The sequence below is a fragment of the Nocardia cyriacigeorgica GUH-2 genome, assembly GCF_000284035.1.
Classification (GTDB): domain Bacteria; phylum Actinomycetota; class Actinomycetes; order Mycobacteriales; family Mycobacteriaceae; genus Nocardia; species Nocardia cyriacigeorgica_B.
Window position 1 is genome coordinate 4,044,955 of sequence record NC_016887.1, and the last position, 23,594, is coordinate 4,068,548.

General features: G+C 70.1%; 22 protein-coding genes. 12 read left to right on the forward strand and 10 right to left on the reverse strand.

Annotated elements, in window-relative coordinates:
* Nucleotides 1-6: 6 nt before the first annotated feature.
* Nucleotides 7-366 (reverse strand): DUF952 domain-containing protein, encoded by a 360-nt coding sequence (locus tag NOCYR_RS18280; protein WP_014351883.1) that lies wholly within the window; start codon nucleotides 364-366, stop codon nucleotides 7-9.
* A 275-nt stretch (nucleotides 367-641) separates the two neighbouring features.
* Between NOCYR_RS18280 and NOCYR_RS30570 the strand changes: the two genes are divergently transcribed.
* A complete protein-coding gene (locus NOCYR_RS30570) occupies nucleotides 642-836 on the forward strand; it encodes a DUF7455 domain-containing protein (protein ID WP_033087939.1) in 195 nt (64 codons plus the stop codon).
* Nucleotides 837-936: 100 nt separating this feature from the next.
* Here NOCYR_RS30570 and NOCYR_RS18290 read toward each other — a convergent pair whose 3' ends face one another.
* On the reverse strand, nucleotides 937-1,692 hold the full coding sequence (locus tag NOCYR_RS18290; protein WP_014351884.1) for a TetR/AcrR family transcriptional regulator: 756 nt from the start codon (nucleotides 1,690-1,692) through the stop codon (nucleotides 937-939).
* A gap of 130 nt (nucleotides 1,693-1,822) precedes the next feature.
* On the opposite strand from NOCYR_RS18290, the gene NOCYR_RS18295 reads away from it, so the two are divergent.
* Together NOCYR_RS18295 and NOCYR_RS18300 are read left to right on the forward strand one after the other, a co-directional pair.
* A complete protein-coding gene (locus NOCYR_RS18295) occupies nucleotides 1,823-3,580 on the forward strand; it encodes a DEAD/DEAH box helicase (protein WP_014351885.1) in 1,758 nt (585 codons plus the stop codon).
* Nucleotides 3,580-4,140: an SWIM zinc finger family protein gene (locus tag NOCYR_RS18300; protein WP_014351886.1), complete on the forward strand. Its 561-nt coding sequence runs from the start codon at nucleotides 3,580-3,582 to the stop codon at nucleotides 4,138-4,140. The genes NOCYR_RS18295 and NOCYR_RS18300 overlap by 1 nt, the downstream gene beginning before the upstream one ends.
* Before the next feature lie 85 nt (nucleotides 4,141-4,225).
* Here the strand turns inward: NOCYR_RS18300 and NOCYR_RS18305 are convergent, their stop codons facing one another.
* Entirely contained in the window at nucleotides 4,226-4,789 is a 564-nt protein-coding gene (locus NOCYR_RS18305) for a class I SAM-dependent methyltransferase (protein WP_014351887.1), read from the reverse strand.
* A 60-nt stretch (nucleotides 4,790-4,849) separates the two neighbouring features.
* Between NOCYR_RS18305 and NOCYR_RS18310 the strand changes: the two genes are divergently transcribed.
* Entirely contained in the window at nucleotides 4,850-5,617 is a 768-nt protein-coding gene (locus NOCYR_RS18310) for an AraC family transcriptional regulator (RefSeq protein ID WP_231855957.1), read from the forward strand.
* On the opposite strand, the gene NOCYR_RS18315 is transcribed toward NOCYR_RS18310, so the two are convergent.
* The gene (locus NOCYR_RS18315) at nucleotides 5,618-6,358 is read right to left on the reverse strand and encodes an SDR family NAD(P)-dependent oxidoreductase (protein WP_014351889.1); all 741 of its coding nucleotides are present in this window, start codon (nucleotides 6,356-6,358) and stop codon (nucleotides 5,618-5,620) included. It abuts the gene before it with no gap.
* Nucleotides 6,359-6,461: 103 nt separating this feature from the next.
* Between NOCYR_RS18315 and NOCYR_RS18320 the strand changes: the two genes are divergently transcribed.
* The gene (locus tag NOCYR_RS18320) at nucleotides 6,462-7,073 is read left to right on the forward strand and encodes a TetR/AcrR family transcriptional regulator (RefSeq protein ID WP_014351890.1); all 612 of its coding nucleotides are present in this window, start codon (nucleotides 6,462-6,464) and stop codon (nucleotides 7,071-7,073) included.
* An 18-nt stretch (nucleotides 7,074-7,091) separates the two neighbouring features.
* Here NOCYR_RS18320 and NOCYR_RS18325 read toward each other — a convergent pair whose 3' ends face one another.
* Nucleotides 7,092-8,816, reverse strand: a complete 1,725-nt coding sequence (locus NOCYR_RS18325; RefSeq protein ID WP_014351891.1) for a DEAD/DEAH box helicase — start codon at nucleotides 8,814-8,816, stop codon at nucleotides 7,092-7,094.
* A gap of 167 nt (nucleotides 8,817-8,983) precedes the next feature.
* Between NOCYR_RS18325 and NOCYR_RS18330 the strand changes: the two genes are divergently transcribed.
* Complete coding sequence (locus NOCYR_RS18330) at nucleotides 8,984-10,111, forward strand: YihY/virulence factor BrkB family protein (protein ID WP_014351892.1); 1,128 nt, start codon at nucleotides 8,984-8,986, stop codon at nucleotides 10,109-10,111.
* A 30-nt stretch (nucleotides 10,112-10,141) separates the two neighbouring features.
* Here the strand turns inward: NOCYR_RS18330 and NOCYR_RS18335 are convergent, their stop codons facing one another.
* Nucleotides 10,142-10,378, reverse strand: a complete 237-nt coding sequence (locus NOCYR_RS18335; protein WP_048834270.1) for a DUF3039 domain-containing protein — start codon at nucleotides 10,376-10,378, stop codon at nucleotides 10,142-10,144.
* A 145-nt stretch (nucleotides 10,379-10,523) separates the two neighbouring features.
* Here NOCYR_RS18335 and NOCYR_RS18340 point away from each other — a divergent pair, with 145 nt between their 5' ends.
* The 3 genes from NOCYR_RS18340 to NOCYR_RS18350 all read left to right on the forward strand — a co-directional run bounded on the left by NOCYR_RS18340 (nucleotide 10,524) and on the right by NOCYR_RS18350 (nucleotide 13,626).
* Nucleotides 10,524-10,874, forward strand: coding sequence for a DUF3099 domain-containing protein (locus tag NOCYR_RS18340; RefSeq protein WP_048834271.1), 351 nt, complete (start codon nucleotides 10,524-10,526; stop codon nucleotides 10,872-10,874).
* 69 nt (nucleotides 10,875-10,943) lie between these two features.
* Nucleotides 10,944-12,473, forward strand: a complete 1,530-nt coding sequence (locus NOCYR_RS18345) for a DUF7059 domain-containing protein (protein WP_014351895.1) — start codon at nucleotides 10,944-10,946, stop codon at nucleotides 12,471-12,473.
* A gap of 184 nt (nucleotides 12,474-12,657) precedes the next feature.
* Nucleotides 12,658-13,626 (forward strand): sigma-70 family RNA polymerase sigma factor, encoded by a 969-nt coding sequence (locus NOCYR_RS18350; RefSeq protein ID WP_014351896.1) that lies wholly within the window; start codon nucleotides 12,658-12,660, stop codon nucleotides 13,624-13,626.
* Nucleotides 13,627-13,968: 342 nt separating this feature from the next.
* On the opposite strand, the gene NOCYR_RS18355 is transcribed toward NOCYR_RS18350, so the two are convergent.
* Together NOCYR_RS18355 and NOCYR_RS18360 are read right to left on the reverse strand one after the other, a co-directional pair.
* Nucleotides 13,969-16,644 carry a bifunctional GNAT family N-acetyltransferase/acetate--CoA ligase family protein gene (locus tag NOCYR_RS18355; protein ID WP_014351897.1) on the reverse strand — a complete coding sequence of 892 codons (2,676 nt, stop codon included), beginning with the start codon at nucleotides 16,642-16,644 and terminating at the stop codon, nucleotides 13,969-13,971.
* Nucleotides 16,637-17,905 carry an acetoin utilization protein AcuC gene (locus NOCYR_RS18360; protein ID WP_048833505.1) on the reverse strand — a complete coding sequence of 423 codons (1,269 nt, stop codon included), beginning with the start codon at nucleotides 17,903-17,905 and terminating at the stop codon, nucleotides 16,637-16,639. Before NOCYR_RS18360 ends, NOCYR_RS18355 begins: the two co-directional genes overlap by 8 nt.
* Before the next feature lie 186 nt (nucleotides 17,906-18,091).
* On the opposite strand from NOCYR_RS18360, the gene NOCYR_RS18365 reads away from it, so the two are divergent.
* The gene (locus tag NOCYR_RS18365; protein WP_014351899.1) at nucleotides 18,092-18,778 is read left to right on the forward strand and encodes a metal-dependent transcriptional regulator; all 687 of its coding nucleotides are present in this window, start codon (nucleotides 18,092-18,094) and stop codon (nucleotides 18,776-18,778) included.
* 3 nt (nucleotides 18,779-18,781) lie between these two features.
* The gene (galE, locus tag NOCYR_RS18370) at nucleotides 18,782-19,762 is read left to right on the forward strand and encodes a UDP-glucose 4-epimerase GalE (protein ID WP_014351900.1); all 981 of its coding nucleotides are present in this window, start codon (nucleotides 18,782-18,784) and stop codon (nucleotides 19,760-19,762) included.
* 29 nt (nucleotides 19,763-19,791) lie between these two features.
* Here galE and NOCYR_RS18375 read toward each other — a convergent pair whose 3' ends face one another.
* A complete protein-coding gene (locus tag NOCYR_RS18375) occupies nucleotides 19,792-21,153 on the reverse strand; it encodes a DUF4192 domain-containing protein (RefSeq protein WP_014351901.1) in 1,362 nt (453 codons plus the stop codon).
* A gap of 494 nt (nucleotides 21,154-21,647) precedes the next feature.
* Complete coding sequence (locus NOCYR_RS18380) at nucleotides 21,648-22,367, reverse strand: DUF5642 family protein (RefSeq protein ID WP_014351902.1); 720 nt, start codon at nucleotides 22,365-22,367, stop codon at nucleotides 21,648-21,650.
* Nucleotides 22,368-22,625: 258 nt separating this feature from the next.
* Between NOCYR_RS18380 and NOCYR_RS18385 the strand changes: the two genes are divergently transcribed.
* Complete coding sequence (locus NOCYR_RS18385; protein WP_014351903.1) at nucleotides 22,626-23,582, forward strand: PAC2 family protein; 957 nt, start codon at nucleotides 22,626-22,628, stop codon at nucleotides 23,580-23,582.
* The last annotated feature ends 12 nt before the right edge of the window (nucleotides 23,583-23,594 follow it).

Consider the following 23,594-nt stretch of genomic DNA (forward strand, 5'->3'; position numbering starts at 1 on the left):
GCAGCGTCAGTGGTCGAGCTCGGCGAAGACACCCTGCGCGTCGGGCTGGAAGTCCTCGACGGCGACCACCGCGGCCGCGGGCAGCGGACCGTACAGGTGCGGGAACAGCATGCCGGGGTCGTCGGAGGGCACGCCCGGCTCCCATCGCACCGGTGATCCCAGCCGGGCCGGATCCAGTCGCAGCAACACCAGATCGCGCCGCCCGGCGAAGAGGCGATTGGCGGGCAGATGCACCTGGCGCGGGGTGGACAGGTGCACGAAGCCCTCGGTATCCAGTGACGGTGGCCGGCGCTCACCCGTGGCCTCGGCGGTTCGCCATTCTGTGACCGTGCACAGGTGAACCAGCGTGTGAGTGTCGTAGGTCACGGGTAATCTCCCGGTAGACAACTGGATCGGCCTGTTCGAGTCGGTGATTCGAGTGGCTTTCGCGCCCACGACCTGTGGCGTTCGCGCAGAGCGGAAAACACTGGTCGTGTTAGGGAAAACACATCGATTCGCTTGCGGGAACAAAGCCCCCGTCCCGAACGTCTGACAGAGTAGTCATACCACTGCTGGGAAGTAGCGGTAGCGAGCCCGCGGAGTGACCACGGGCCCCACACCAGGTGAACGGTCTGTGTGCCGGGAGCCAGGACGGAGGAGTCATGCCAGGAACCCTGACAAGCACCCCACTGACCGCGGTCGATCGTTGCGACCGCTGCGGGGCGGCTGCCCGAGTGCGTGCCACCCTGCCCGCAGGTGGAGAGTTGCTCTTCTGCCAGCATCACGCGAACGAACACATGGACAGGCTGCGTGAGCTCGAGGCCGTGATCGACACGGAATCGGCTCCCGCCCTCTGACCGCTCCTCGCGTCCGACACAACAGCATCGAACAACCGGATACCGCGTAAACCACAGCGGGCGACCTGATGGTCGCCCGCTGTGCTGTGTTCGGAGCACCTCAGCCGTCAGCCAGGATGCCGTCCAGCAGCGCCGCCAGCCCGAACTCGAAGGCGCCATCGGGGTCGGCGGGCGCCTGGTACAACTCCCCCACCGCGGCACCGACCCGCGAGGCGAGCGGGAACTCGTGCGCTGGCATCACCTGCGTCAACAGCGGTCCGTGCACCTCCCACCACCGGGCATCGCTCATCTCGGCGGCCTCACGCGCCGCGGCGACCGCCATCCGGGCATTACCGGTGGCGAACTCGGTCAGCACCGCCACCACCCGGTCCATCTCGACCTCGCTCAGCCCGATCCCGTCCAGCGCGGCCAGTTGACGTTCATAGCGGCGCATCCGCCCCGGCCCGAGCACCATCCGCCAAGGCGAGACCTCCAGCAGCCACGGATGCGCGATCACCTCGGCACGCACCTGCCGCGCCACCGCCGCCAAACGCTCGCGGGGGGACACGTCGGTGGGCAGCGGTGCATCGGCGACCGCGATCTCGTCCACCATCAGCACGGTCAGCGCCCGCATGCTCGGCACGTAGGTGTAGAGGCTCATCGGGCGCAGACCCAGTTCGGCGGCGACCGCGCGGACCGAGAGTTTCGCCAGCCCGTCGCGGTCGGCCAGAGCGATGGCGGTGCGCACCACCTCGTCGACGCTGACGGCCTGCTTGGGTCCGCGGCCGGCGGGGCGCGGCGGTAGCTCGTGGCGCCACAGCAGGGCCAGCAATGTCCCGGCCTGGTCGGCGGGCTCCGGCAACGGACGGTCGGTCATCGAACTCCTCGTGCCAACGGCGGAACAATTCCGCTACGGTGGGCGTTACCAGATTACTCCGTACACCATACGATGATTTGAGGGGTCCGCTCTGCCCAGCACACAGGCCACCTACCTGCCCGACCGCAATATGTTCGCGGTGTGGACCTGGACCGGTCACGGTCCGGGACGCCCGCCGCGCGATCTCGGTGTACCGGCGGTGCAAGCCCTCGCCGTCCCCACCGGAACCGCCGCCCAGGCCGCCGCGGGCAGCGCGACCATCGAGGTCGCCGACGTCGACTGCACGCTGCTCGAACCCGGGGAGTTCGCCGCGGCGGATCTCCCCGAGCCCGATGCCTCGGTCGCGGCCTGGCGACGCGCGCTCGCCGACGACATGTCCAGCGACATCCCACTCCCGCTCGCCGCGCACGCACTGCCGAACGCGACCGGCACCGCGATCGTCTCGGCCCACTTCGCCCGCACCGCGTGCACCGCCTCCCGAGCGGTCGCGAACGAACTGCGCGACACCCTCAAAGCCGATCTTCGCCCGTACCAGTCGCGTGGGGTGAGCTGGTTGCGCGCCGCTGTCGCCGAACACGGCGGCGCGGTGCTCGCCGATGAGATGGGCCTCGGTAAAACCGTGCAGACCATCGGTTTTCTGCTCGGCCGCGCCGACGGACCGCAGCTGGTGGTGTGCCCGACCTCGCTGGTGGGCAACTGGGTCCACGAAATCCAGCGGTTCGCGCCGGGCCTGCACCCGGTCGCGTGGCGCGGTGGCGCGGTGGAGGCCGAGGCCGGCACGGTGGTCGTCGCCGGTTACCCGACCCTGCGGCTGCATGGCGCGGCGCTGCGCGAGATCCGCTGGGCCACTGCCGTCTTCGACGAGGCACAGGCGCTGAAGAACCCACGCACCCAGGTCTCCAAGGCGGCCCGCTCCCTCGACGCCGCCGCGACCGTGGCCCTGACCGGTACCCCGGTGGAGAACCACCTCGACGAGCTGTGGGCAGTGCTGAATCTGGTCGCGCCGCGGCTTTTCGGCCATCGCACCCAGTTCCGGCGCCGCTTCGCCCGCCCCATCCAGGAAGGTTCGGCGAATGCGGCGGCCCGGCTGCGCGAGGCCATCGAACCGGTGCTGCTGGCCCGGCGCAAAGACCAGGTGGCGGCGTCGCTGCCGGCCAAGATCCACACCGACCTGCTCTGCGATCTGGCCGCCGAGCAGGAGCGGCTCTACGACCAGCTGCTCGACCGCGCCATCGACGACGGCTTCGGGCACGGCGCCCAACGCCAGAGCCGGGTGCTGGCCGCGCTCACCGGACTCAAGCAGGTGTGCAACCATCCCGGCCTGATCACCGGCGAGCTCGACGAGTTGGCCGGGCGATCCGGCAAGCTCGATCTGTGCACCGATATCGTGGCCAACAACCTCGATCTCGGCGCACCCACGCTGGTGTTCACCCAGTACCGCAAGACCGGCGAACTGCTGGTGCGGCACTTCGCCGAGCAGTTCGGGGTGAGCGCACCGTTCTTCCACGGCGGGCTGAATCAGGCCGAACGCGCCCGGATCGTCAGCGAATTCCAGGCCGCCGACGGGCCGCCGGTGCTGATCCTGAGCCTGCGCGCGGCGGGCACCGGGCTCACGCTCACGCGCGCGGCCGACGTCATCCATTTCGATCGCTGGTGGAATCCGGCGGTGGAGGCCCAGGCCTCGGACCGGGCGCACCGGATCGGGCAGACCCGCACCGTCACCGTCACCACACTCACCTCGGGCACCACCGTCGAAGAACACATCGCCGCCATGCAACGGCGCAAATCGGCGCTGACCGATCTCGGCGATGCGGCCGGCATCGCCGAGCTGGCCCGCCTCGACGACGACCAGCTGATCGAGATCCTGCGCCGCAAACGGGAGAACTGATGGCCGACAACGAATTCGGATACACCCGCTGGGGCATGGACTGGGTGCGCCTGGCCGAACCGCTGCGCCAGACCCGGCCCGATCCACTGCTGCCACGGGCCCGCAGCCTCGCCCGTAATCACGGCGTGCAGGCCACCGTCACCGGCCGGATCATCAGGGCCCACATCCATCGCGGCGGGCAGGCCTCGGTGACGCATGTGGAGGTGGCGCCGATGCCGCGGCCCACCATCGACGCCATCGCCGCGATCGTCGGCACCGATCCGGTGACGCTCACCGATGAAATGCACCGCGCCGTCGTCGCCGCGGACATCACCCCCGCACCGCCCCTGGTGGCCGTCGACTGTTCGTGCTCGGCACGCTCGGACCGGTGCGTGCATGTGCTGGCCGTGCTCTACGACATGGCCCGCCGCGTCGACGAATCCCCGCGGCTGGCTCTCGATATCCAGGGCTACTTCACCGGCGCGGACGTCCCGGCGGGCGCGCAGACCGCCGCGGAACCGGCACGATGGATTCCGATCAACACCCTCGACCCGGTCGGGTGGTTCGCGGTGCCCAGCTGAGCTGCGCGGGCCGATCCGTCTCCGGCACCGTGGCCGGGGCAAGCGAACCAGCGAAGGGAGCCCGCGCCAGCGCGGCGAATGCGGATCAGGCCGGTTTGCGAGCGCGGAAGCGGAAACTGCTCGCACCGGTGTCGATGTCGACGTCGGTGAAGCCGACCCGGGTCAGCCGCTGCGGCGCGGCCTCGGGCGGCACCGGCACACAGGTATCGCCGAGATGGATCAACCGGAACGCCCGGCTGTCGAGACCGTCGCTGCCGGCGAACACACCACCGGGCCGCAATACCCGCAACGCCTCGGCGAAGACCGCGTCCTGCCGCTGGGCCGACGGCACGTGATGGAGCATGGTGAAACAGACGACCGCGTCGAAACTGTTGTCCGGTAACGGCATATCCGCGCCGTCGCCGGTGATCACCGTCATCGCCGTGCCGTGCCGGTCGCGCAGCCGATCCGCGAGCGCCGCGTCGATCTCCACACCGGTCAGCGTGCCGCTACGCGTGCGCAGAGCGTTCACATTCGCGCCGTACCCCGGGCCGATCTCAAGGGTATCGCCGCCGAGTTCGAGCCCCGACAGCGCCCACGGCACGATCCGGGTCGCGCTGGCGCGCTCCCACAGCGCGGATCGGCAGAGCATTCGGTGCACGAGGTTCATCGCTATGACCTCACGGTAGGAATCCCGGCGCGCCGCCACGACCGGCTACGGTGACAACCTGTGTCGCAAGACGGACAACCGGTGGTGATGCCGGCCGCCCCCGGCGCGACGGCCATGGTGCTGGGCGGGGGCGCGTTGCCACGCGGGCACTGGTTCCCGCTGCATCAACATCCCCAGCACCAGATCGCCTGGGCGGCAAGCGGTGTGCTCACCGTCGAAACCGCGGGCGGACGCTGGATCCTGCCGACGACGCGCGCGCTGTGGATTCCCGCCGGAACCGCACATCGCACCGGAACCGCCGAGGGTGCGGATATGCGCGGCATCTTCATCGAGCCGGACCGCTGCCCCTTCGCCTTTTCGGCACCGTCGATGCTGCGGGTCACCCGGTTGATCCGGGAGCTGTTCGAACACCTCAGCGCCGCCACGATCGAGCCGCCCCGGCGCGCGCGGGCCGAGGCGACGGTCTTCGACCTGCTGGAACCGGTGGCCGTGATACCGGTCGGCGCCACCCCGCCCAGCGACCCCCGCGCCGCCGACGTCGCCGCGGCCCTACTGCGCGATCCGGCCGACCCGCGGACCCTGGACGAATTCGCCACCGCCGTCGCCACCAGCGCCCGCACTTTGGCCCGAGCGTTCACCGCCGAGACCGGAATGACCGTCGGCCAGTGGCGGACTCAGATCCGCCTGGCCGCCTCGCTGCCGCTGCTGGCCGAAGGCCTGCCGGTGTCCCGGGTTGCCGGGCGGGTCGGCTACGGCACCACCAGTGCCTACGTCGCCGCGTTCCGCCGCACCGTCGGCGTCTCGCCCGGGCGGTATTTCGCGGAGTGATCAGGCGTTGGTGCCGCCGTCGACGGTGAGGAACGCGCCGGAGATGCTGCGTCCGGACGGACCGGCCAGGAAGGCTACGGTGGCGGCGATGTCCTCGGCGCCACCGAATCGGCCGAGCGCGTTATGGGTGAGCTGGTCCGGCGCGTGCTCACCGTCGGCGGGGTTCATGTCGGTGTCGGTGGGGCCGGGCTGCACGAGGTTGACGGTGATGCCGCGCGGACCCAGTTCGCGGGCAAGGGCTTTGGTGTAGCCGTTGAGCGCCGATTTGCTCAGGTTGTACAGGCTCAGCCCGCCGAACAGCGCCCGCTCGGACAAGTTGGAACCGATGCTGATGATGCGCCCGCCTTCCCCCATGTGCTCGAGCGCCGCTTGCCCCGCGACGAACGCCGCGCGCGCGTGCACGTTCAACGCCCGGTCGATCTCCTCGAGGGTGAATTCCTGATACGGCTTGCTGGGGAAGATGCCCGCGTTGTTGACCAGGATGTCGAGCCCGCCCAGCTCGGCCGCGGTCCGATGCACCGCGGCCACCACCGCGGTGGCGTCGGCGCTGTCGGCCTGTATCGCGATGGCTCGCCGGCCCAGCGCCTCGATCTCGGCAACCACGGCCTTGGCCTGCTGTTCGGCGTGCTGGTAGGTGACGGCCACGTCCGCACCACCGGCGGCCAGCTCCCGCGCGATGGCCGCGCCGATCCCACGGCTACCTCCGGTCACCAGTGCCACCGTTGCGTCCAGATCCGGCATGAGCTTCCTCCATTTATGTGTCGATCAGTACATAAATAGCTAAGCCCACGGGACACCCGCCGTCAAGAGGTATATTTAACGATCGACACAGAAAGGTTTCGCCATGGCAGAACGAGGACGTCCGCGCGCCTTCGACCGCGATGTCGCGCTGCGCCGCGCCATGGAGGTGTTCTGGGAGCACGGCTACGAAGGCGCGTCGATGACCGATCTCACCTCCGCCATGGGCATCAACTCCCCCAGCCTGTACGCCGCCTTCGGCGGTAAGGAGGCGCTGTTCCGGGAAGCGATCGAACTCTACGGCCGCAGCGAGGGCGGGCTCACCGCCCGCGCCCTGCGCGAAGAACCCACCGCCCGCGCCGCGATCGAGGCGATGCTGCGCGACAACGCTGCGGCCTACACCGCGCCCGATAAACCGCACGGTTGCATGGTCGTGCTCGCTGGCTCCACCTACACCACCCGCACCGAATCGATTCGCGAATTCCTGGTCGGCAAGCGGCAACAGACCAGCGCCGACATCCGGGCCCGGCTCGACCGCGGTGTCCGCGAGGGCGATCTGCCCGCGGGCACTGATACCGCCGAATTGGCCGGGTTCTACACCACCGTGCTCTACGGCCTGTCGATCCAGGCGCGTGACGGCGCGGGCCCCGACGACCTCATGCGCGCCATCGACCGCGCCATGGCGGCGTGGCCGGCCACCGAACCCGCCGCGAACTGATCACGGCGGCGGGCGAATTCACATGCGGCGCAGGGCCGCGATCCGCTCGCCCAGCTGCTCGGCACTCGCCAGCGCTGTCGGCGGGCCACCGCACTGGCGGCGCAGCTCACCGTGGATCACGCCGTGCGGCTTGCCGGTGCGGTGATGATGCATGGCCACCAGGCTGTTGAGTTCGCGGCGTAGCTCACCGAGCCGGTCGGCGGTGGCCACCCGCTCGGCCGCACCGGACGCCTGCGGGGCGGGTTCGGCCGTCGCGACCGGCGCCCGCTCGGCGATCTGGCGGGCCTGACGCTCGCGCAGCAGCGCGCGCATCTGCTCGGCGTCGAGCAGGCCCGGGATGCCGAGATAGTCGGCTTCCTCGGCGCTTCCGGCGAAGGTCGCGGTGCCGAAGGACGATCCGTCGTAGATAACCTGGTCCAGTTCGGCGTCGGCGGCCAGGGCGACGAAGGGCTTCTCGTCCTCGCCCGGCTCGTCCTTCTGCTTGTTGGCATCGATGAGCAGTTCGTCGTCGAGGCCGTCCTTTTCCCGGTGCGGCTTGCCGATGACGTGATCGCGCTGCAACTCCAGCTGCGCGGCCAGATCCAGCAGCACCGGCACCGACGGCAGGAACACGCTCGCGGCCTCACCGGGCCTGCGCGCACGCACGAACCGGCCGATCGCCTGCGCGAAGTACAGCGGGGTGGAGGCGCTGGTGGCGTACACGCCCACCGCCAGTCGCGGCACGTCGACGCCCTCGGACACCATACGCACCGCCACCATCCACGGCTGGGTGCCCGCACTGAACTCACCGATGCGCGCCGAGGAGGACGGATCGTCGGACAGCACCAGCACCGGCGGGGTGCCGGTGAGATGCTCGAGCAGTTCGGCGTAGGCGCGGGCGCGTTCCTGATCGGTCGCGATCACCAGCCCACCGGCGTCGGGCATCCCGGAGGACCGCAACTGGCCCAGCCGCATGTCGGCGGCCCGCAGCACCGCCGACATCCAGTCGCCGGCCGGGTCGAGCGCGGTCCGCCAGGCCCGCGCGGTCTGTTCTGCGTTCAGCGGCTCACCGAGGCGTGCGGAGTACTCCTCCCCGGCGCTGTCACGCCAGTGCGCCTCACCGGAGTAGGCGAGGAACACCACCGGGCGCACGACGCCGTCGGCCAGCGCGTCGGCATAGCCGTAGGAGTGGTCGGCGCGCGAGCGCGGGAAGCCGGCCTCGTCGGGTTCGTAGGTGACGAACGGGATCTGGCTGTCGTCGCTGCGGAACGGGGTACCGGTGAGCGCGAGCCTGCGGGTGGCGTCGCCGAAGGCCTCGGCCACCGCATCACCCCAGGACTTCGCGTCGCCGGCGTGGTGGATCTCGTCCAGGATCACCAGGGTGCGGCGGTTCTCGGTGCGCACCCGATGCCGGGACGGATGCGAGGCGACCTGCGCGTAGGTGACCACCACACCGTGATAGTCACCGGAGGTGCCGCCGGTGCTGTTGGAGAAGCGCGAATCCAGCGCGATCCCGGCCCTGGCCGCCGACTGCGCCCACTGATGCTTGAGGTGCTCGGTGGGTGCGACCACGGTGATCTGGTCGACGGTGCGGTCGGCCAGCAACTCCGCGGCGACCCGCAGTGCGAAGGTGGTCTTACCCGCGCCCGGCGTGGCGACCGCGAGGAAGTCACGAGGTTTTGTCGCAAGGTATTTGGTGAGCGCACGGCGCTGCCAGGCGCGTAGCGCTCCTCCCGCCGCAGTGGCGCCACCCGAACCTGTCACGGAAGCCAACACTAACGGTCCGGGGCCGCCAGTCGCCAAACCGACGCGGCGGGCGCGACCGGCGTCACAACACACACCCGGGTAACCAGCGGTTCACCTGCTGCCCGCCGACACGATGCCGGACCGGTCCGGCCGAGACGGCGCCGGTGCGCGATGCTTGTCACACCATGAGCAACCCGTCAGGCACTCGCGCGAGCGCGGCCGCCCTCGCGCGCCGCGCCGCCGCCGGGGCGGCGCATGCGGGCACGCAGACCGGGCGACTGGTGGCCCGGGTCGCGGTGAAGGCCTGGCAGGATTCGATCTTCGCCAAGTCCGCGGCGGCGGCGTTCTGGCAGACCATGTCGCTGGCGCCGTTGTTGCTGGGCGTTCTCGGCAGCCTCGGCTATGTCGGCGGCTGGTTCGGCCCCGACACCGTCGAGATCGTCGAATCCAAGATCCTGACCTTCAGCCGGGACCTGTTCAACCCGACGGTGGTGCACGATCTCATCGAACCCACCGTCCGCGATGTGCTGGGCCAGGGCCGCGCGGCCTTCGTCTCGGTGGGTTTCGTGCTGTCGCTGTGGGCGGGTTCCTCGGCCATGGCCACCTTCGTCGACGCGATCGTGGAGGCCCACGACCAGCAGGACGCCCGCCATCCGGTCTGGCAGCGAATCTTCGCGCTGCTGTTGTATGTGCAGTTCCTGGTGGCGGCGGTGTTCATCCTGCCGTTGATCGCGCTGGGCCCGGCCCTGATCGGGCGCGCGCTGCCCGACGGCTGGCGCGAACCCGGGCTGCGGTTGATCGACGCGTTCTACTACCCGGGCGTCGGCCTGCTGCTGATGGTGGGGTTGACCACGCTGTACAAGCTGGCCCTGCACACCTCGCTGCCGTGGCATCGGCTCTTTGGTGGCGCGCTGGTGGCGGGCGTGTTCTTCATGGCGGCCAGTGAGGGGCTGCGCCGGTATCTGGGCTGGGTCACCCGCACCGGCGTCAGCTACGGCGCGCTCGCGACGCCGATCGCGTTCCTGCTGTTCACGTTCTTCCTGGCGTTCGCCGTCATCGTGGGGGCGGAGTTCAACGCGGCGGTGCAGGAGTTCTGGCCGGCCCGGGCCACCCGGGTGGAGCAGGTGAAGGCCTGGCTGGCCGAGCAGGTGCGTGGCGATTCCGCAGCGCCGGCCGGGGACACGATGGGCGCCTCGGCCGGTATCGAACCGGCATGGGCGCAGCAGCCGCCCGGGCCGGGCACCGACGACGAGATGCACGGCCCACCGCCGCTGGACAAACCGCAACCCTCGCGCACCGGGCCCGAACCCTGACCGACGGCGGCGCGAGGGGCAGCAGAGCTGTCAGTCGCCCTTACGCAGCTGCTCGTAGACCTTCTTGCATTCCGGGCACACCGGAGAGCCGGGCTTGGGCGAGCGGGTCACCGGGAACACCTCACCGCACAGCGCGACGACATGAGTGCCCATGACCGCGCTTTCGGCGATCTTGTCCTTCTTCACGTAGTGGAAGAACTTCGGGGTGTCCTCGCCGGTCGACTCGTCGGTGGTCGTATCGGGGCGAACCAGAGTGTCGGTACTCACGCCTTCCATGATGCCGCATCCCGTCCCCGGCGTCGTGACCACCGGGTGTGCGCCCCGTTCCCGACAGTGGAAGACTCGGGGTATGCAGCAGCACGGCGATTCTTCCGACGAGAGCGTCGGCCGTGACGACCCGACCGGCGCGCCGATGCCGCCCCGGCCCCGCCGTTCTGCCGGCTACTTCCCCGGAGACGACAAACACCCGGTACTGATCACCGAGGCGGCGCCCTCGCTCGAAGATCAGCATCGCGCTCGGGTCCGCCGCTATCTGATGATCATGTCCTTCCGCATTCCGGCGCTGATCCTGGCGGCGATCGCCTACAGCGCGTTCAGCAATGCGCTGATCTCGATCCTGATCATCGTCGCCTCGATTCCGCTGCCCTGGATCGCGGTGCTGATCGCCAACGACCGCCCGCCGCGCGACAAGAACGAACCCAGTCGCTGGGATCGGCCGCGGCCGGCGCTGGAATCGCGACCGCACAACGCCATCGACGGCTGACCGGCACGACACCCGCCGTTCGCGGGTATCGGCGCAGGCCGCGCCGCGGCGCGGTGGCAGAGTACCGATGTGCCTACGAATCGTTCGACCACCACGGGATCGCTGCTCACCGCCCTGTGCCCGGCGCTGCGCAGCGCGCTGATCCGGGTCGGCTACGACGCCGACACCTTGCTGGAGGCCCTCGGCGCCGACGCGCACGCCGCACTCGGACGGTCCGAACCGGTACCGGTGCGCCGTGCCGCGCGGGCGGCCGGTGAACTGGGCACCCTGATCCGCCTGCTGCTGCTCGGTGACGCACTGCCGGAGTCCGAGGTCGCGGCGGCGCTGGCGCCGGTCGAGCTCGATCAGGCCGTCGCGGCGGGCCTGCTGGAACGCGACGGCGATCAGCTGCGCGCAGCGCTGGACCTGCGCCCGCTCGACACCGGCGCGGGCACCCGCTGGATCCTGTCGGATCTGGACGATTCAATGCGCAGGCGCACCCTCACCGCCGACCACGTCCTCGGTGTCGGCCATGCCTCGCTGTCGCTGCTGCGGGCCACCCCGGCCGAACCGGTCGGCTCGGTGCTCGACCTCGGCACCGGGTGTGGTGTGCAGGCCGTCCATGCCGCCTCCTATGCCGGCCGCGTCACCGCCACCGACGTCAACGGGCGGGCGCTGTGGCTGGCCGAGGCCACCGCGGCGCTCAACGAGCTGGAGGTGGAACTGCTGGAGGGTTCCTGGTTCGAGCCGGTGGCCGGTCGCCGGTTCGACCAGGTGGTGGCCAATCCGCCGTTCGTGGTCGGTCCCGCCCGAGTCGAGCACACCTACCGCGATTCGGGCCTGGCACTCGACGGTGCCAGCGAGCTGGTGATCTCCCAGGCACCGGGACTGCTCGCACCCGGTGGCACCGCGGCGATGCTGGCAGCCTGGGTGCACCGCGACGGCGAGGACTGGCGCCAGCGCGTCTCGTCCTGGCTGCCCGAGCACGGCGTCGACGCCTGGGTGGTGCAGCGCGATGTCGCCGATCCCGCCCTCTACGTCGGGACCTGGCTGCGCGACGCGGGCCTGGATCCGCGCGACCGGCATGCCCAGCAGCGCGCCGAGCAGTGGCTGGAGGCCTTCTCCGCCGCCGAGGTGGAGGGCATCGGCTTCGGTTTCGTCTATCTGCGCGCCATCGACGGCCCCACCGAACTGCTCGCCGAGGACCTCACCCACGGCTTCGACGACCCGCTGGGCGCGGAGGCGACCCGCTACTTCGAACGCTCGGCGTGGCTGCGCGCGGTCGCCGCCGACAACGATCTGGCCTGGTCGGCGCGTTTCCGGGTGGATCCCGCGACCGCACTGGAAAGGGTGTATCTGCCGGGCCCGGAGGGCTGGGAGCAGCGGGTGGCCCGGCTGCACCGCGGCGACGGCCCGCGCTGGCAGCACGAGGTGGACGAGACCACGATCTCCCTGGTAGCGGGAATGCGACCGGACGGTCTGCCGTTACACGAACTGATCGAACTGCTCGCCATCGCTCACGGATCCGACACCGTCACGCCCGAGTTCGCGACCCAGGCACTGGGAGTGGTGGCCGGACTCGTCCGCCACGGGCTGATCCTGCCCGTCCTGCCCGGCTAGCGGCACCTGCCGGAACGGCCGGCGCAGGCCACGGCCGTTCCCGTCGCGGGGTGTTCTCAGGAACTTCTCAGCCGAACGTGGCGAAAACCGCAGTTCAGAAGCGGTTTACCCGTGCCAGGGCAGGGAACTTTCCCTATGTCGGGTCCGTTGATCGGAGTGAGACACCACCGACAGGAGGCAAGTCATGACAAGCCCCGCCACCACTCGAGTGCGCGCCAGCGATTCGGACCTCGACGCCCAGAGCCCCGCCGCCGACCTGGTACGTGTGTACCTGAACGGGATCGGCCGGACGGCGCTGCTCACGGCGGCCGATGAGGTCGAGCTGGCCAAGCGCATCGAGGCGGGCCTCTATGCCCAGCACCTGCTGGAGACCGGCAAGCGATTGTCGGCCGCCCGCAAGCGCGATCTGGCCGTCATCGTCCGCGAAGGCCAGGCCGCCCGCTCGCATCTGCTGGAAGCCAACCTGCGTCTGGTCGTGTCCCTCGCCAAGCGCTACACCGGGCGTGGGATGCCCCTGCTGGACCTCATCCAGGAGGGCAACCTCGGCCTCATCCGCGCGATGGAGAAGTTCGACTACGCCAAGGGCTTCAAGTTCTCGACCTACGCCACCTGGTGGATCCGCCAGGCCATCACCCGCGGCATGGCCGATCAGAGCCGCACCATCCGGCTGCCCGTCCACCTGGTCGAGCAGGTCAACAAACTCGCCAGGATCAAGCGGGAACTGCACCAGCAGCTCGGCCGCGAGGCCACCGATGACGAGCTGGCCAACGAGTCGGGCATCCCGGTGGAGAAGATCGCCGATCTGCTCGACCACAGCCGCGATCCGGTGAGCCTGGACATGCCGGTCGGCAACGACGAGGAAGCCCCGCTGGGCGATTTCATCGAGGATTCCGAGGCCACCTCCGCCGAAAGCGCCGTCATCGCCGGTCTGCTGCACCACGACGTGCGCAGCGTGCTCGCCACGCTGGACGAGCGGGAACAGCAGGTCATCCGGTTGCGTTTCGGCCTCGACGACGGTCAGCCGCGCACCCTGGACCAGATCGGCAAGCTGTTCGGCCTGTCCCGTGAGCGGGTCCGCCAGATCGAGCGCGAAGTGATGTCCAAGCTGCGCAAGGGCGAACGCGCCGACAGGCTGCGCGCCTACGCCAGCTGATCCGCACCGTGCCGGCGCCCCCCGGCACGAGCGACCCACGGTGACCGCGCGGTCACCGTCCCGACGCCGACCGGTGTCCGCACGTACCGCCCCCTCCGGAGCGTGCGAACCGGTCGGCGTAAACGTGTGGGTGGGCATGCGCTCGGGTCCCGCACCCGACCACGCCGCACCTGCGCGACCCGGTCTCGAAACGGCTGGCTACGAGCAGAACCCGGCGCTCGCGATCTGACAGGCACAGCGCACCCTCATCCGAGCCTGCGCGAAGCGGTATCGAAACGGCTGAGCTGAGGACGTTCTCCGGGGCTCCGGCAGAACTCGCGCACGACAGACACGGTGATCCGTTCATCCGAGCCTGCGCGGACCGGTGTCGAAGCGGCTGGGCTCGGGGCCGATTCGGGCTCGCGCGTACAGGATTTCGGCGGAGGTGGGTGAGGCGAGCACGGGGTCGAAGTACAGTTCCCGCATTTCCGGCAGGTCGTCGAACAGTGCCGAAATGCGTTGCGCCAGCTCCACCAACGCCGCCTTGTCCACCCGCGGGCTGGCCGGGGTGCCCGACAGCAGCGGGGCCGCGCGCGGCGCGTCGATCAACGCCGACGCCTCGTCCGGTGACAACGGCAACGCGCGATAGGCGCGGTCGCCCAGCATCTCGATGATCAGCCCCGACAAACCGAACTCGATCACCGAACCGAACGACGGATCGTCCTGCACCCGCAGCACACACCCCACACCCTTGGTCGCCATCTTCTGGATGTGCAGGGCCGGTTCCCCGCTGAGTGCGACGAGATCGGTGTAAGCCTGGCGCACGGCCTCCGGCCGCCACAGATCCAGCCGGACTCCGCTCAGATCAGGACGACGCCGCCACGCATCGCTGGTGGCTTTGGCCGCGACCGGATAGCCGAGCTCTTCGGCCGCCGCCACCGCGGCATCCGCATCGCGCACCTCGCGGAAATCCACCACCGAAATCCCGTAGCACTCCAGCAAGGCCACCGTCTCCAGATCGGTCAGCCGGCGACCGCCCGAATCGGCCATCCAACCGGCCACCAGCTCGGTAGCCCGAACACTGTCGATACCGTCGGGCCGCACCACCGCCGACTGCGGCCGGTCCCGCCATTCCGCATACCGGCGCACCCGGGCCAGCGCCCGCGCGGCCCGCTCCGGATCCGGATACGACGGGATGGAGCCGCGCACGGCGGACGCACCGGTCCCCCGCACCGCCAGCAGATTCGGAATGCCTTGCTCGGCAATGAAGGTGGTCAGAATCGGCTTGCCCGCCTCGGGCACCGCTTCGGACGCCTCCCGGATCGCGGCCGCGAATTCACCGGTCGGCACCGGCACGGGCGGGGCGAAGACCACGATCACCGAATCGACGTCATCGGAACGCAATTGGGCGACAACGGCGTCGAAGTAGTCACCCGGGGTGGCCTGCGGTCCCAGATCCACCGGTTCGCCGGCCACCAGACCCTCACCGCGGGCGGCGTCCACGGCCAGCCAGCTCAACGCCGCGCTGTTGCCGACCACCGCCATCCGCGCACCCGCGGGCAGCGGCTGGTAGCCGAGCAGAGCGGCGCAGTCGAACAGCTCCGAAATCGAGTCCACCTGCACGATTCCTGCCTGCGCGAACAGATCCCGCACGATCGAGCGGTCCATGTCCCCGGCCGGCTGGGTCCGCGCCGCCAACCGGCCACTGCTCACCGCCACGATCGGCTTGGTCCGCGCCACCCGCCGCGCGATCCGGGAGAACTTGCGCGGATTCCCGAAGCTCTCCAGATACAGCAGCACCACGTCGGTGTCGGGGTCGGTGTCCCAGTACTGCAACAGGTCGTTACCGGAGACGTCGGCGCGGTTGCCTGCGGAGACGAAGGTGGACAAGCCGAGATTGCGGGCCGCGGCCTCACCGAGGATCGCCGCGCCCAACGGCCCGGACTGACAGAAGAATCCGATCCGCCCCCGCCCCGGCAACACCGGCGCCAGCGTGGCATTGAGCGCGATCGCGGGATCGGTATTGGCGATTCCGAGCGCGCTCGGCCCGACCACGCGCATGCCGTGGCCCCGCGCCGCCGCCACCAAGTTGCGTTCGGCCGCCAGTCCCGCCTCGCCGGTCTCACCGAAACCGGCGGTGAGCACCACCAAACCCTTGACGCCCTTGGCCATGCAGTCGTCGAGTACCGATCCGATGGACTCCGCGGGCACCGCGACCACCGCCAGATCCACCTCGTCGGGAATCTCGCGCACCGTCGCGTACGCCCGCACACCACGCACCGAACGGCGGGAGGGATTCACCGGGAACACCGGCCCTTGGAAGGCACCCGAGAGCAGGTTGGCCAGCACTGCGCCACCGACACGTCCGGCGCTCGGGGTGGCACCGATGACGGCGATCGAGCGTGGAGTCAGCAGATTGCCGACGCTGCGCGCTTCCGAGGCCCGTTCGCGCGCGTCCCGCACCGACAGCAGGGCCTCGGTGGGGTCGATCGCGAATTCCAGATGCAGCACCGAACCGTCGCGGCTGCGCTCGACCTGATAGCCGGCCTCCCGGAACACCGTCACCATCACGGTGTTCTCCGCCAGCACCTCCGCGACGAAGGTCTCGATCTCGTTCTCGGCGGCGGCGCCGGCCAGATGCTCCAGCAGAATCGAACCGAGGCCACGGCCCTGATGCCCATCGGCCACCACGAACGCGACCTCCGCGGCCCGCGGCCCGGTGCGTTCGAGCAGTTCATAGCGGCCGACCGCGATGATCGACTCGCCCAGTTCGGCCACCAGCCCGACCCGGTTGTGATGGTCGACATGGGTGGACCGGTAGAGATCCTTCGGCGAGATCCGCGGATAGGGCCCGAAATAGCGCAGGTACCTGGTGCGATCGGAGAGCGCGGCATGGAATTGCTGCAGCCGTTCGGCGTCGTCGGGGGTGATCGGGCGCAGCCGCACCACGCCACCGTCGGAGGCCAGCACATCGGCGAACCAGTGCTGCGGCGGTGGTGGCGGCACCGCGGGGGTGTCCGGGGTGTCGATCTCAGTCACGGGGATCCTCCGGGTCGAGGCCGAGCGGGCCGAAGCACGCCCGACGGGTTGCCAGCACGGCGGTATCGATGGCGCGCTGGGCGCGGTCCACCCGGGCGTCACCGGTTTCAGCGGTCCCACCCGGGCCGTCCCAGCGCTGGAACGACACGTCGCCGCCGTCACTCATCGTGCGTGGTGGATCGACCCGCGGTGCCGCTTCGCGCACCATATCGATCCAGTCCTGCGGGACGTCGGTCTCCGGTGCGACATCGCGGTCCAGCGCCGCGGCCAGCAGATGCGTCCAGGCCCGTGGCACCACCCGGACCAGGCCGTACCCGCCGCCGCCTACCGCCAGCCAGCGGCCTTCGGCGTAGCGATCGGCCAGCTCACGCATGGCGAGGAAGGCCGCGCGCTGACCGTCCACCGTCAGCTCGAGGTCGGCGAGGGGATCTTCGCGATGGCTGTCGACCCCGCATTGGCTGACCACGATCTGCGGCCGGAACGCTGCGACCGCGCCGGGGACCACCGCGTGAAATCCGCGCAACCACTGCGCGTCCCGCGTGCCCGGCAGCACCGGCAGGTTGATCGCGGTCCCCGTGCCCGCACCGCTGCCGTTCTCCTCGGGCCATCCGGTGTTGGGCCACAACGTCGCCGGATGCTGATGGATCGAGATGGTGAGCACGCGCGGATCGGCGTAGAAGGCGTGTTGCACGCCATCGCCGTGATGGACGTCGACGTCGAGGTAGGCGATGCGGTCGAAACCGTGGTCGAGCAGCCAGGAGATGGCCACGGCCGCATCGTTGTAGACGCAGAATCCGGCGGCCGAGGCCGGCATCGCGTGATGCATCCCGCCACCGATGCTCACCGCGCGGCGGGTGCGGCCCTCGGCGATCGCGCGCGCGGCGGCCAGCGTGCCACCGACGATCACCGAGGCGGCGCGGTGCATTCCGGGAAACACCGGATTGTCGGCCGAGCCCAGCCCGTACGGCGGCGCCAGCGGAGCTTGACCGTGCGGCATGGGCGGCGCGACCGCGTGCTCGACCGCGTCGATGTAGTCGGCGGTGTGGATGCGCAGCAACTCCGGAGCGCCGGCCGCAGCGGGCTCGAGCAGCTCGACGCCGTCGAGCACACCGAGGCTGCGGGCCAGCGCCATCGTGTACGCCAGCCGGGCCGGTTTCATCGGATGTTGCGGTGTCCAGGTGTAGTCGAGGAAACGGTCGGTCCACACGACCGTCGCCGCGGGCGCCGGTCCCGGACGCGCGTCGGGCACTGTAGTGGCCATGCTCGCAACGCTAGCGGGAAGCTGACGGCCCCGTTCGGCGTTCACATGCAGTAGAAATACAAGCATGAGCGAACACGGCGGTATGCCGTGCGCCGACAGGGTTCCCGACGCGCGACGCGTGCTGCTGTGGCGTGCGCGGATCGAGTCGTCGCGTGGGTAGAATTCGTGCCGACGAAGGGGTAACAGGTGAAGGATCTGGTCGACACCACGGAGATGTACCTCCGTACCATCTACGACCTCGAGGAGGAGGGCGTGGTGCCCCTGCGTGCCCGGATCGCCGAGCGCCTCGAGCAGAGCGGGCCGACGGTCAGCCAGACGGTCGCCAGGATGGAACGCGACGGGCTGCTGCTGGTCGCGGGTGACCGTCATCTCGAGCTGACCGACAAGGGCCGCAGCATGGCCGTCGCGGTGATGCGCAAGCACCGCCTGGCCGAGCGGCTGCTGGTCGACATCATCGGGCTGGACTGGCAGAACGTCCACGCCGAGGCGTGTCGCTGGGAGCACGTGATGAGCGAGGACGTCGAACGCCGCCTCGTCGAGGTGCTCAACCACCCCACCACCTCGCCCTACGGCAACCCCATCCCCGGCCTCGACGAGCTGGGTGTGGCGCCGATCGCACCGGCCGACGAGAACCTCGTGCGGCTCTCGGAGCTGCCGCACGGCCAGTCGCACGCGGTCGTGGTGCGCAGGCTCGCCGAGCACATCCAGACCGATCCCGAGGTGATCAACCGCCTGCGGGAGGCCGGCGTGGTGCCCGACGCCAGGGTGACCGTGGAGACCAAGCCCGGTTCGGTGGTGATCACCGTGCCCGGCCACGACGGGTTCGAGCTGTCGGACGAAATGGCCCATGCCGTCCAGGTGAAGCTGGTCTGACCGGTGAAACTTCTGGTCACCGGCGGTGCCGGTTACGTGGGTGGAGTGTCCGCGCAGGTCCTGATCGAGGACGGCCACGAGGTGGTCGTCGTCGACGATCTGTCCACCGGTAACGCCGACGGCGTTCCGGCCGCGGCGCGCTTCGTCGAGGGCGATATCGCCGAGGCGGCGCCCGAGCTGCTGGCGTCCGAAAAATTCGATGGCGTCCTGCATTTCGCGGCGCAGTCGCTGGTGGGCGAATCGGTGCAGCAGCCGGAGAAGTACTGGCACGGCAATGTGGTGAAGACGCTGGAGCTGCTGGAGGCGATGCGCCGTACCGGCACACCGCGACTGGTGTTCTCCTCCACCGCCGCGGTGTACGGCGAGCCCGACCAGGTGCCGATCACCGAGGACGCGCCGACCCGCCCGACCAACCCCTACGGCGCCTCGAAGCTGGCCATCGACCACGCCATCACCTCCTATTCCGTCGCGCACGGCCTGGCGGCCACCAGCCTGCGATACTTCAACGTCGCCGGCGCCTATGGCGGGCTCGGCGAGAACCGGGTCGTGGAGACCCATCTCATTCCGCTGGTGTTGCAGGTCGCGGCTGGTCATCGCGAATCCATCGCGGTCTTCGGCACCGACTGGCCCACCCCCGACGGCACCGCCATCCGCGACTACATCCACATCCGTGATCTGGCCGACGCGCACCTGCTCGCCTTGCGCTCGGCCCAGCCCGGCAGCCATCGGGTGTTCAATCTCGGTAGTGGCACCGGATTCTCGGTGCGCGAGGTGATCTCGGCCTGCGAGCGGGTTACCGGATTGCCCATCGCGGCCAAGGATTCGCCGCGCCGCGCCGGCGATCCGGCCGTGCTCATCGCCTCCAGCGATCGGGCGATCGCCGAACTCGGCTGGCGGCCCGAGCACAACGACCTCGACGAAATCGTCACCGACGCCTGGAACTTCCTGCGCGAACTCGGCCCGCGGGCACACAGCGCGAAGTAGCCCGGTCTCGTCGGCCACGCGCCGGCACGTCATTGCCGCGCACCGAGGTCGATGCCGAGGTCGATGGCGGCTTCGCGACCGCACCTGATGAGGCGCTGCAACCGCTGCGGGTCCATCCCGGAGCGCAGCGCGGCATCCAGCAGCGCCGCCATCGGATGCTCGGGATCGGCATCGAGCGCCGCCGACAACGCGATACCGGCGAACGGCCCATCGCCGCGGGCGTAGGCGCAATAGCCGAGCAGGGTGGCGGCTTCGGCGCGGTCGCTGTCGGGCAGGCCGCGCGTCATCATCGCCCACAGCTGTTCGGCGGCCGCGGCGTGATCGGTGCCCGCGAGCGCGAACATCGCATCGCGGGCGTGCTTATCCCGCAGCGCCGCAGCCAATTCCGCGAGCTCGGCCGCCGACATCCGCACCCCGGATTCCACATTCGCGATCTGCCACAGCAGATACTGCACCGCACGCCTGCTGTATCCGATCCGGTCGGCGTCGCCAGCCGCCGCGGCGAATCGCTGATGTGCCCGCGCGAGCGCCGAACCCATTTCCGCACAGACCCGTTCCCGCATCACCGGATCGACCGCCACGACGGCGATCAGTTCCGATCGCGACCGCCGGACCTGCTTACCGCCGAGCACATGACTCAGCGTGATCGGTGAGGCGGCCGGGTCGGGCACCACACCCCGCCGATCGGCCCCCAGCACGCTCCACCACCCGTGGCCGGGCGCGATGGCCTGCACCGCCCACGCTCCGCACAGCGGAATCGAACGCGCCGCCAACTGAGCGGCCAGTGCCGTGACCAGCGAATCGCGGCCCGCTATGCCCGACTCGGGTTCCCGGCGACGGTCGTCGACCACGCTCGCCAGCACCCCGACCACACCCCGCTGATCACACACATCGGCCACCGTGGCCGCCAGCGTCCGCGCCCCGGTACCGGCCGGCGCGGGCGACAGGTCGAAGCGCGCCACCACATCGATCAACGCGCTGTCCGGTTCCCGCGGCGCGGCCCGCAAGACCGCCACCACCAGCGACCGCACCGGAACGAATCCGAGTATCGCCGGAACGCCGGCCAGGAACTCCCCCGGTTCGGCGAGCCGGATCTCCCCCATCCGCATATCGACCGCATCGCCGTCGGCCGCTGCGAGGTCCTCGGCACCGCCGACCTCATCGCCGCGCCGTCGGCCCGCCTCAGCACGACCTCCAGCAGTCCCGTCGTCCCCATCGTCACCGTCGGCACAGCTCAGAATCCCTCGAAGCTTGTCGACATCCGGTGTGTCCACCGAGGCCAGCCACGGCGGCCACGGCCCGTCCAGCCCATCGACGTCGGCCTCGCCCGGCTCCAGCGCGCCCGGTGGGCAATGGTCGTTCGGCGTGCCGGCATCGCAGTCATGCCGCATCGTGCGGTCACTGGACGAGATATTCGGCGCGGGCGGCCGCCGGAGTACCGATCCGAGCCCACCAGGGCCGGCCCCGCTCCCAGAAGCCTTATCCGGTCCGCGATCGCCGAGCCACGGTCCACTCCAGGGAAGCCACGCCGGATTCCCCGGCTCAGCCTCCTTCCCGCACGCCCGGGTCGCTCCGCCGGACCCAGGCCCGCCCCCTTCGTCTCCGGAGGTGCTGCGATGGCACGGCCCGCAGGCTCCGGAACGGCCTGCCCGAAACGGCGCGCCGCGTAGTCCGCCGGCGCGGGAGCGCACGCACGCGGCCTCGGAATCGTCGAGTGGTGCCGTGGAGTGTGCGGGGCCGGCCTGATCACGCCCCGTGGGTTCGGTGGGTGTCGCGGGAGTCGTCATGGGTGCAGCCTGCCTCAGCGCCGGTGTGACGCCACGAACGCGACCTGGGCTTTTCACCCGGCCTGTGGATAACTTCCCCCTGTGGACAACTCCACGTTTCAGCTGGTGGCGACCTTGTTCACGGCGGTGTCGAACAGCTGCTCGAGTGCCTGCGTATCCGGCTCGGCGTCGGTGAACGACATGTAGGTCACCGTGATCCGCACATCCCCGATCTGCCCGATCAGCGTGCTCATCGACTGCGTGAGCCCCGGCCCTCCGACATCGGGATCGACCGTGCGCCGCAGCGCCATGGCATCGTCGGCCTCGACCTGGGGCGCCTGGCCGATCTCGGTGGTCACCGTGCTCGACGCACCGGCGCGGGATACCCGGATCTCCGCGCAGCGCTGCACCTGGTTGCGCAGCCGCAGCAGCGGGTCATCGGTGCGGGTCAGCTCCACTGTGAGGGTGGCACGCGCCGCGTCATCGGTGCCCACCGCGACGGCGAGGCGGTCGGCGCCGGGCCGCGCTTCGGGTGGGGTGCATTCGGCGGGCTGAACAGTGGCTCCGGCGCCGACGCCGTCGAGGTCGCCCGCGGCCTGTCCAGCGGCCTCCGGCGGCAGGACCACGGCCGGGTAACCATCCGGGAAGTCCTCGGGCGCGGGTAGCAGTGTGGTCAGCGATGTTTCGAGCTGCCGGGTGACCGCGGTCGGCTCGGCCGGCACCGCCTGCCCGCTCATCTCGGATCCGCAACCGGCGCCCAGCAGCGCGGCCAACGCCAGCGCGCCGCCTGCCGCCGCGCGGCTCAGCGACGGTCTGTGCGTCGAATCCGGCACGCCCACAGCCCCACTCTGCCAAACTCCCGGTGCGGCCCGCCCACGCCACGCCGACCGCCATCCCAGCGCCTGCGGGATGCGGGAATTGTCGCGCCGCCGACGCTGTTGCTCCCAGCGAAGGGTCGATGTCCGCCCGGGCGCGCAGTAGTACATCGCCCATGGGGGACAATGGACTGTGGTACACCACGCGACGCGGCGACCGGTGCGAGATACTGGCCCGTCGGCGTCGGCAGGTCGGGTGCGCCGCGCAGGAAGGAGTACGCGATGGACTACGAGTCGCGAATGTACGAACTGGAGTTCCCCGCTCCGCAGCTGTCGTCCGACGACGGTTCGGGTCCGGTCCTGGTGCACGGACTCGAGGGTTTCACCGATGCCGGTCACGCGGTGCGGCTGGCCACCACGCACCTGCGCGAAAGCCTGGAAAGCGAACTGGTCGCCTCGTTCGACGTCGACGAGCTGCTGGACTACCGCTCGCGGCGCCCGCTGATGACGTTCAAATCCGATCACTTCGCCGACTACGCCGAACCCGAGCTGAACCTGTGGGCGCTGCGCGACACCGCAGGCACCCCGTTCCTGCTGCTGTCGGGCCTGGAGCCGGATCTGCGCTGGGAGAAGTTCACCACCGCCGTGCGCCTGCTGGCCGAACAGCTGGGCGTGCGCCGCAGTATCGGCCTGAGCGCCATCCCGATGGCCATCCCGCACACCCGCCCGCTCGGTATCACCGCGCATTCGTCCAATCGCGATCTGATCGAGGACAACCAGCGCTGGCCGGGTGAGCTCCAGGTGCCGGGCAGCGCGTCCTCGCTGCTGGAGTACCGGATGGCCCAGCACGGGCACGAATCGCTCGGCTTCTCGGTGCATGTGCCGCACTACCTGGCCCAGACCGCCTATCCGGAGGCCGCCCAGACGCTGCTCGAGCACGTGTGTGAGAACGCCGGGCTCGATATCCCGCTGGCCGCCCTCGGTGAGGCCGCCGCGCGGGTGCGCGAGCAGGTCAACGAGCACATCGCGGGCAATTCCGAGGTCGAGACGGTCGTGCACGCCCTCGAGCGCCAGTACGACACCTTCGTCTCCGCGCAGGAACGCCAGTCGAGCCTGCTGGTCGGCGACGGCGAACTGCCCAGCGGTGACGAGCTCGGCGCCGAGTTCGAGCGCTTCCTCGCCGAACAGGGCGGATACAACGACAACGGCTTCGGCACCGGCGACGACGACGCGCGCTGACCGGGATCGGTC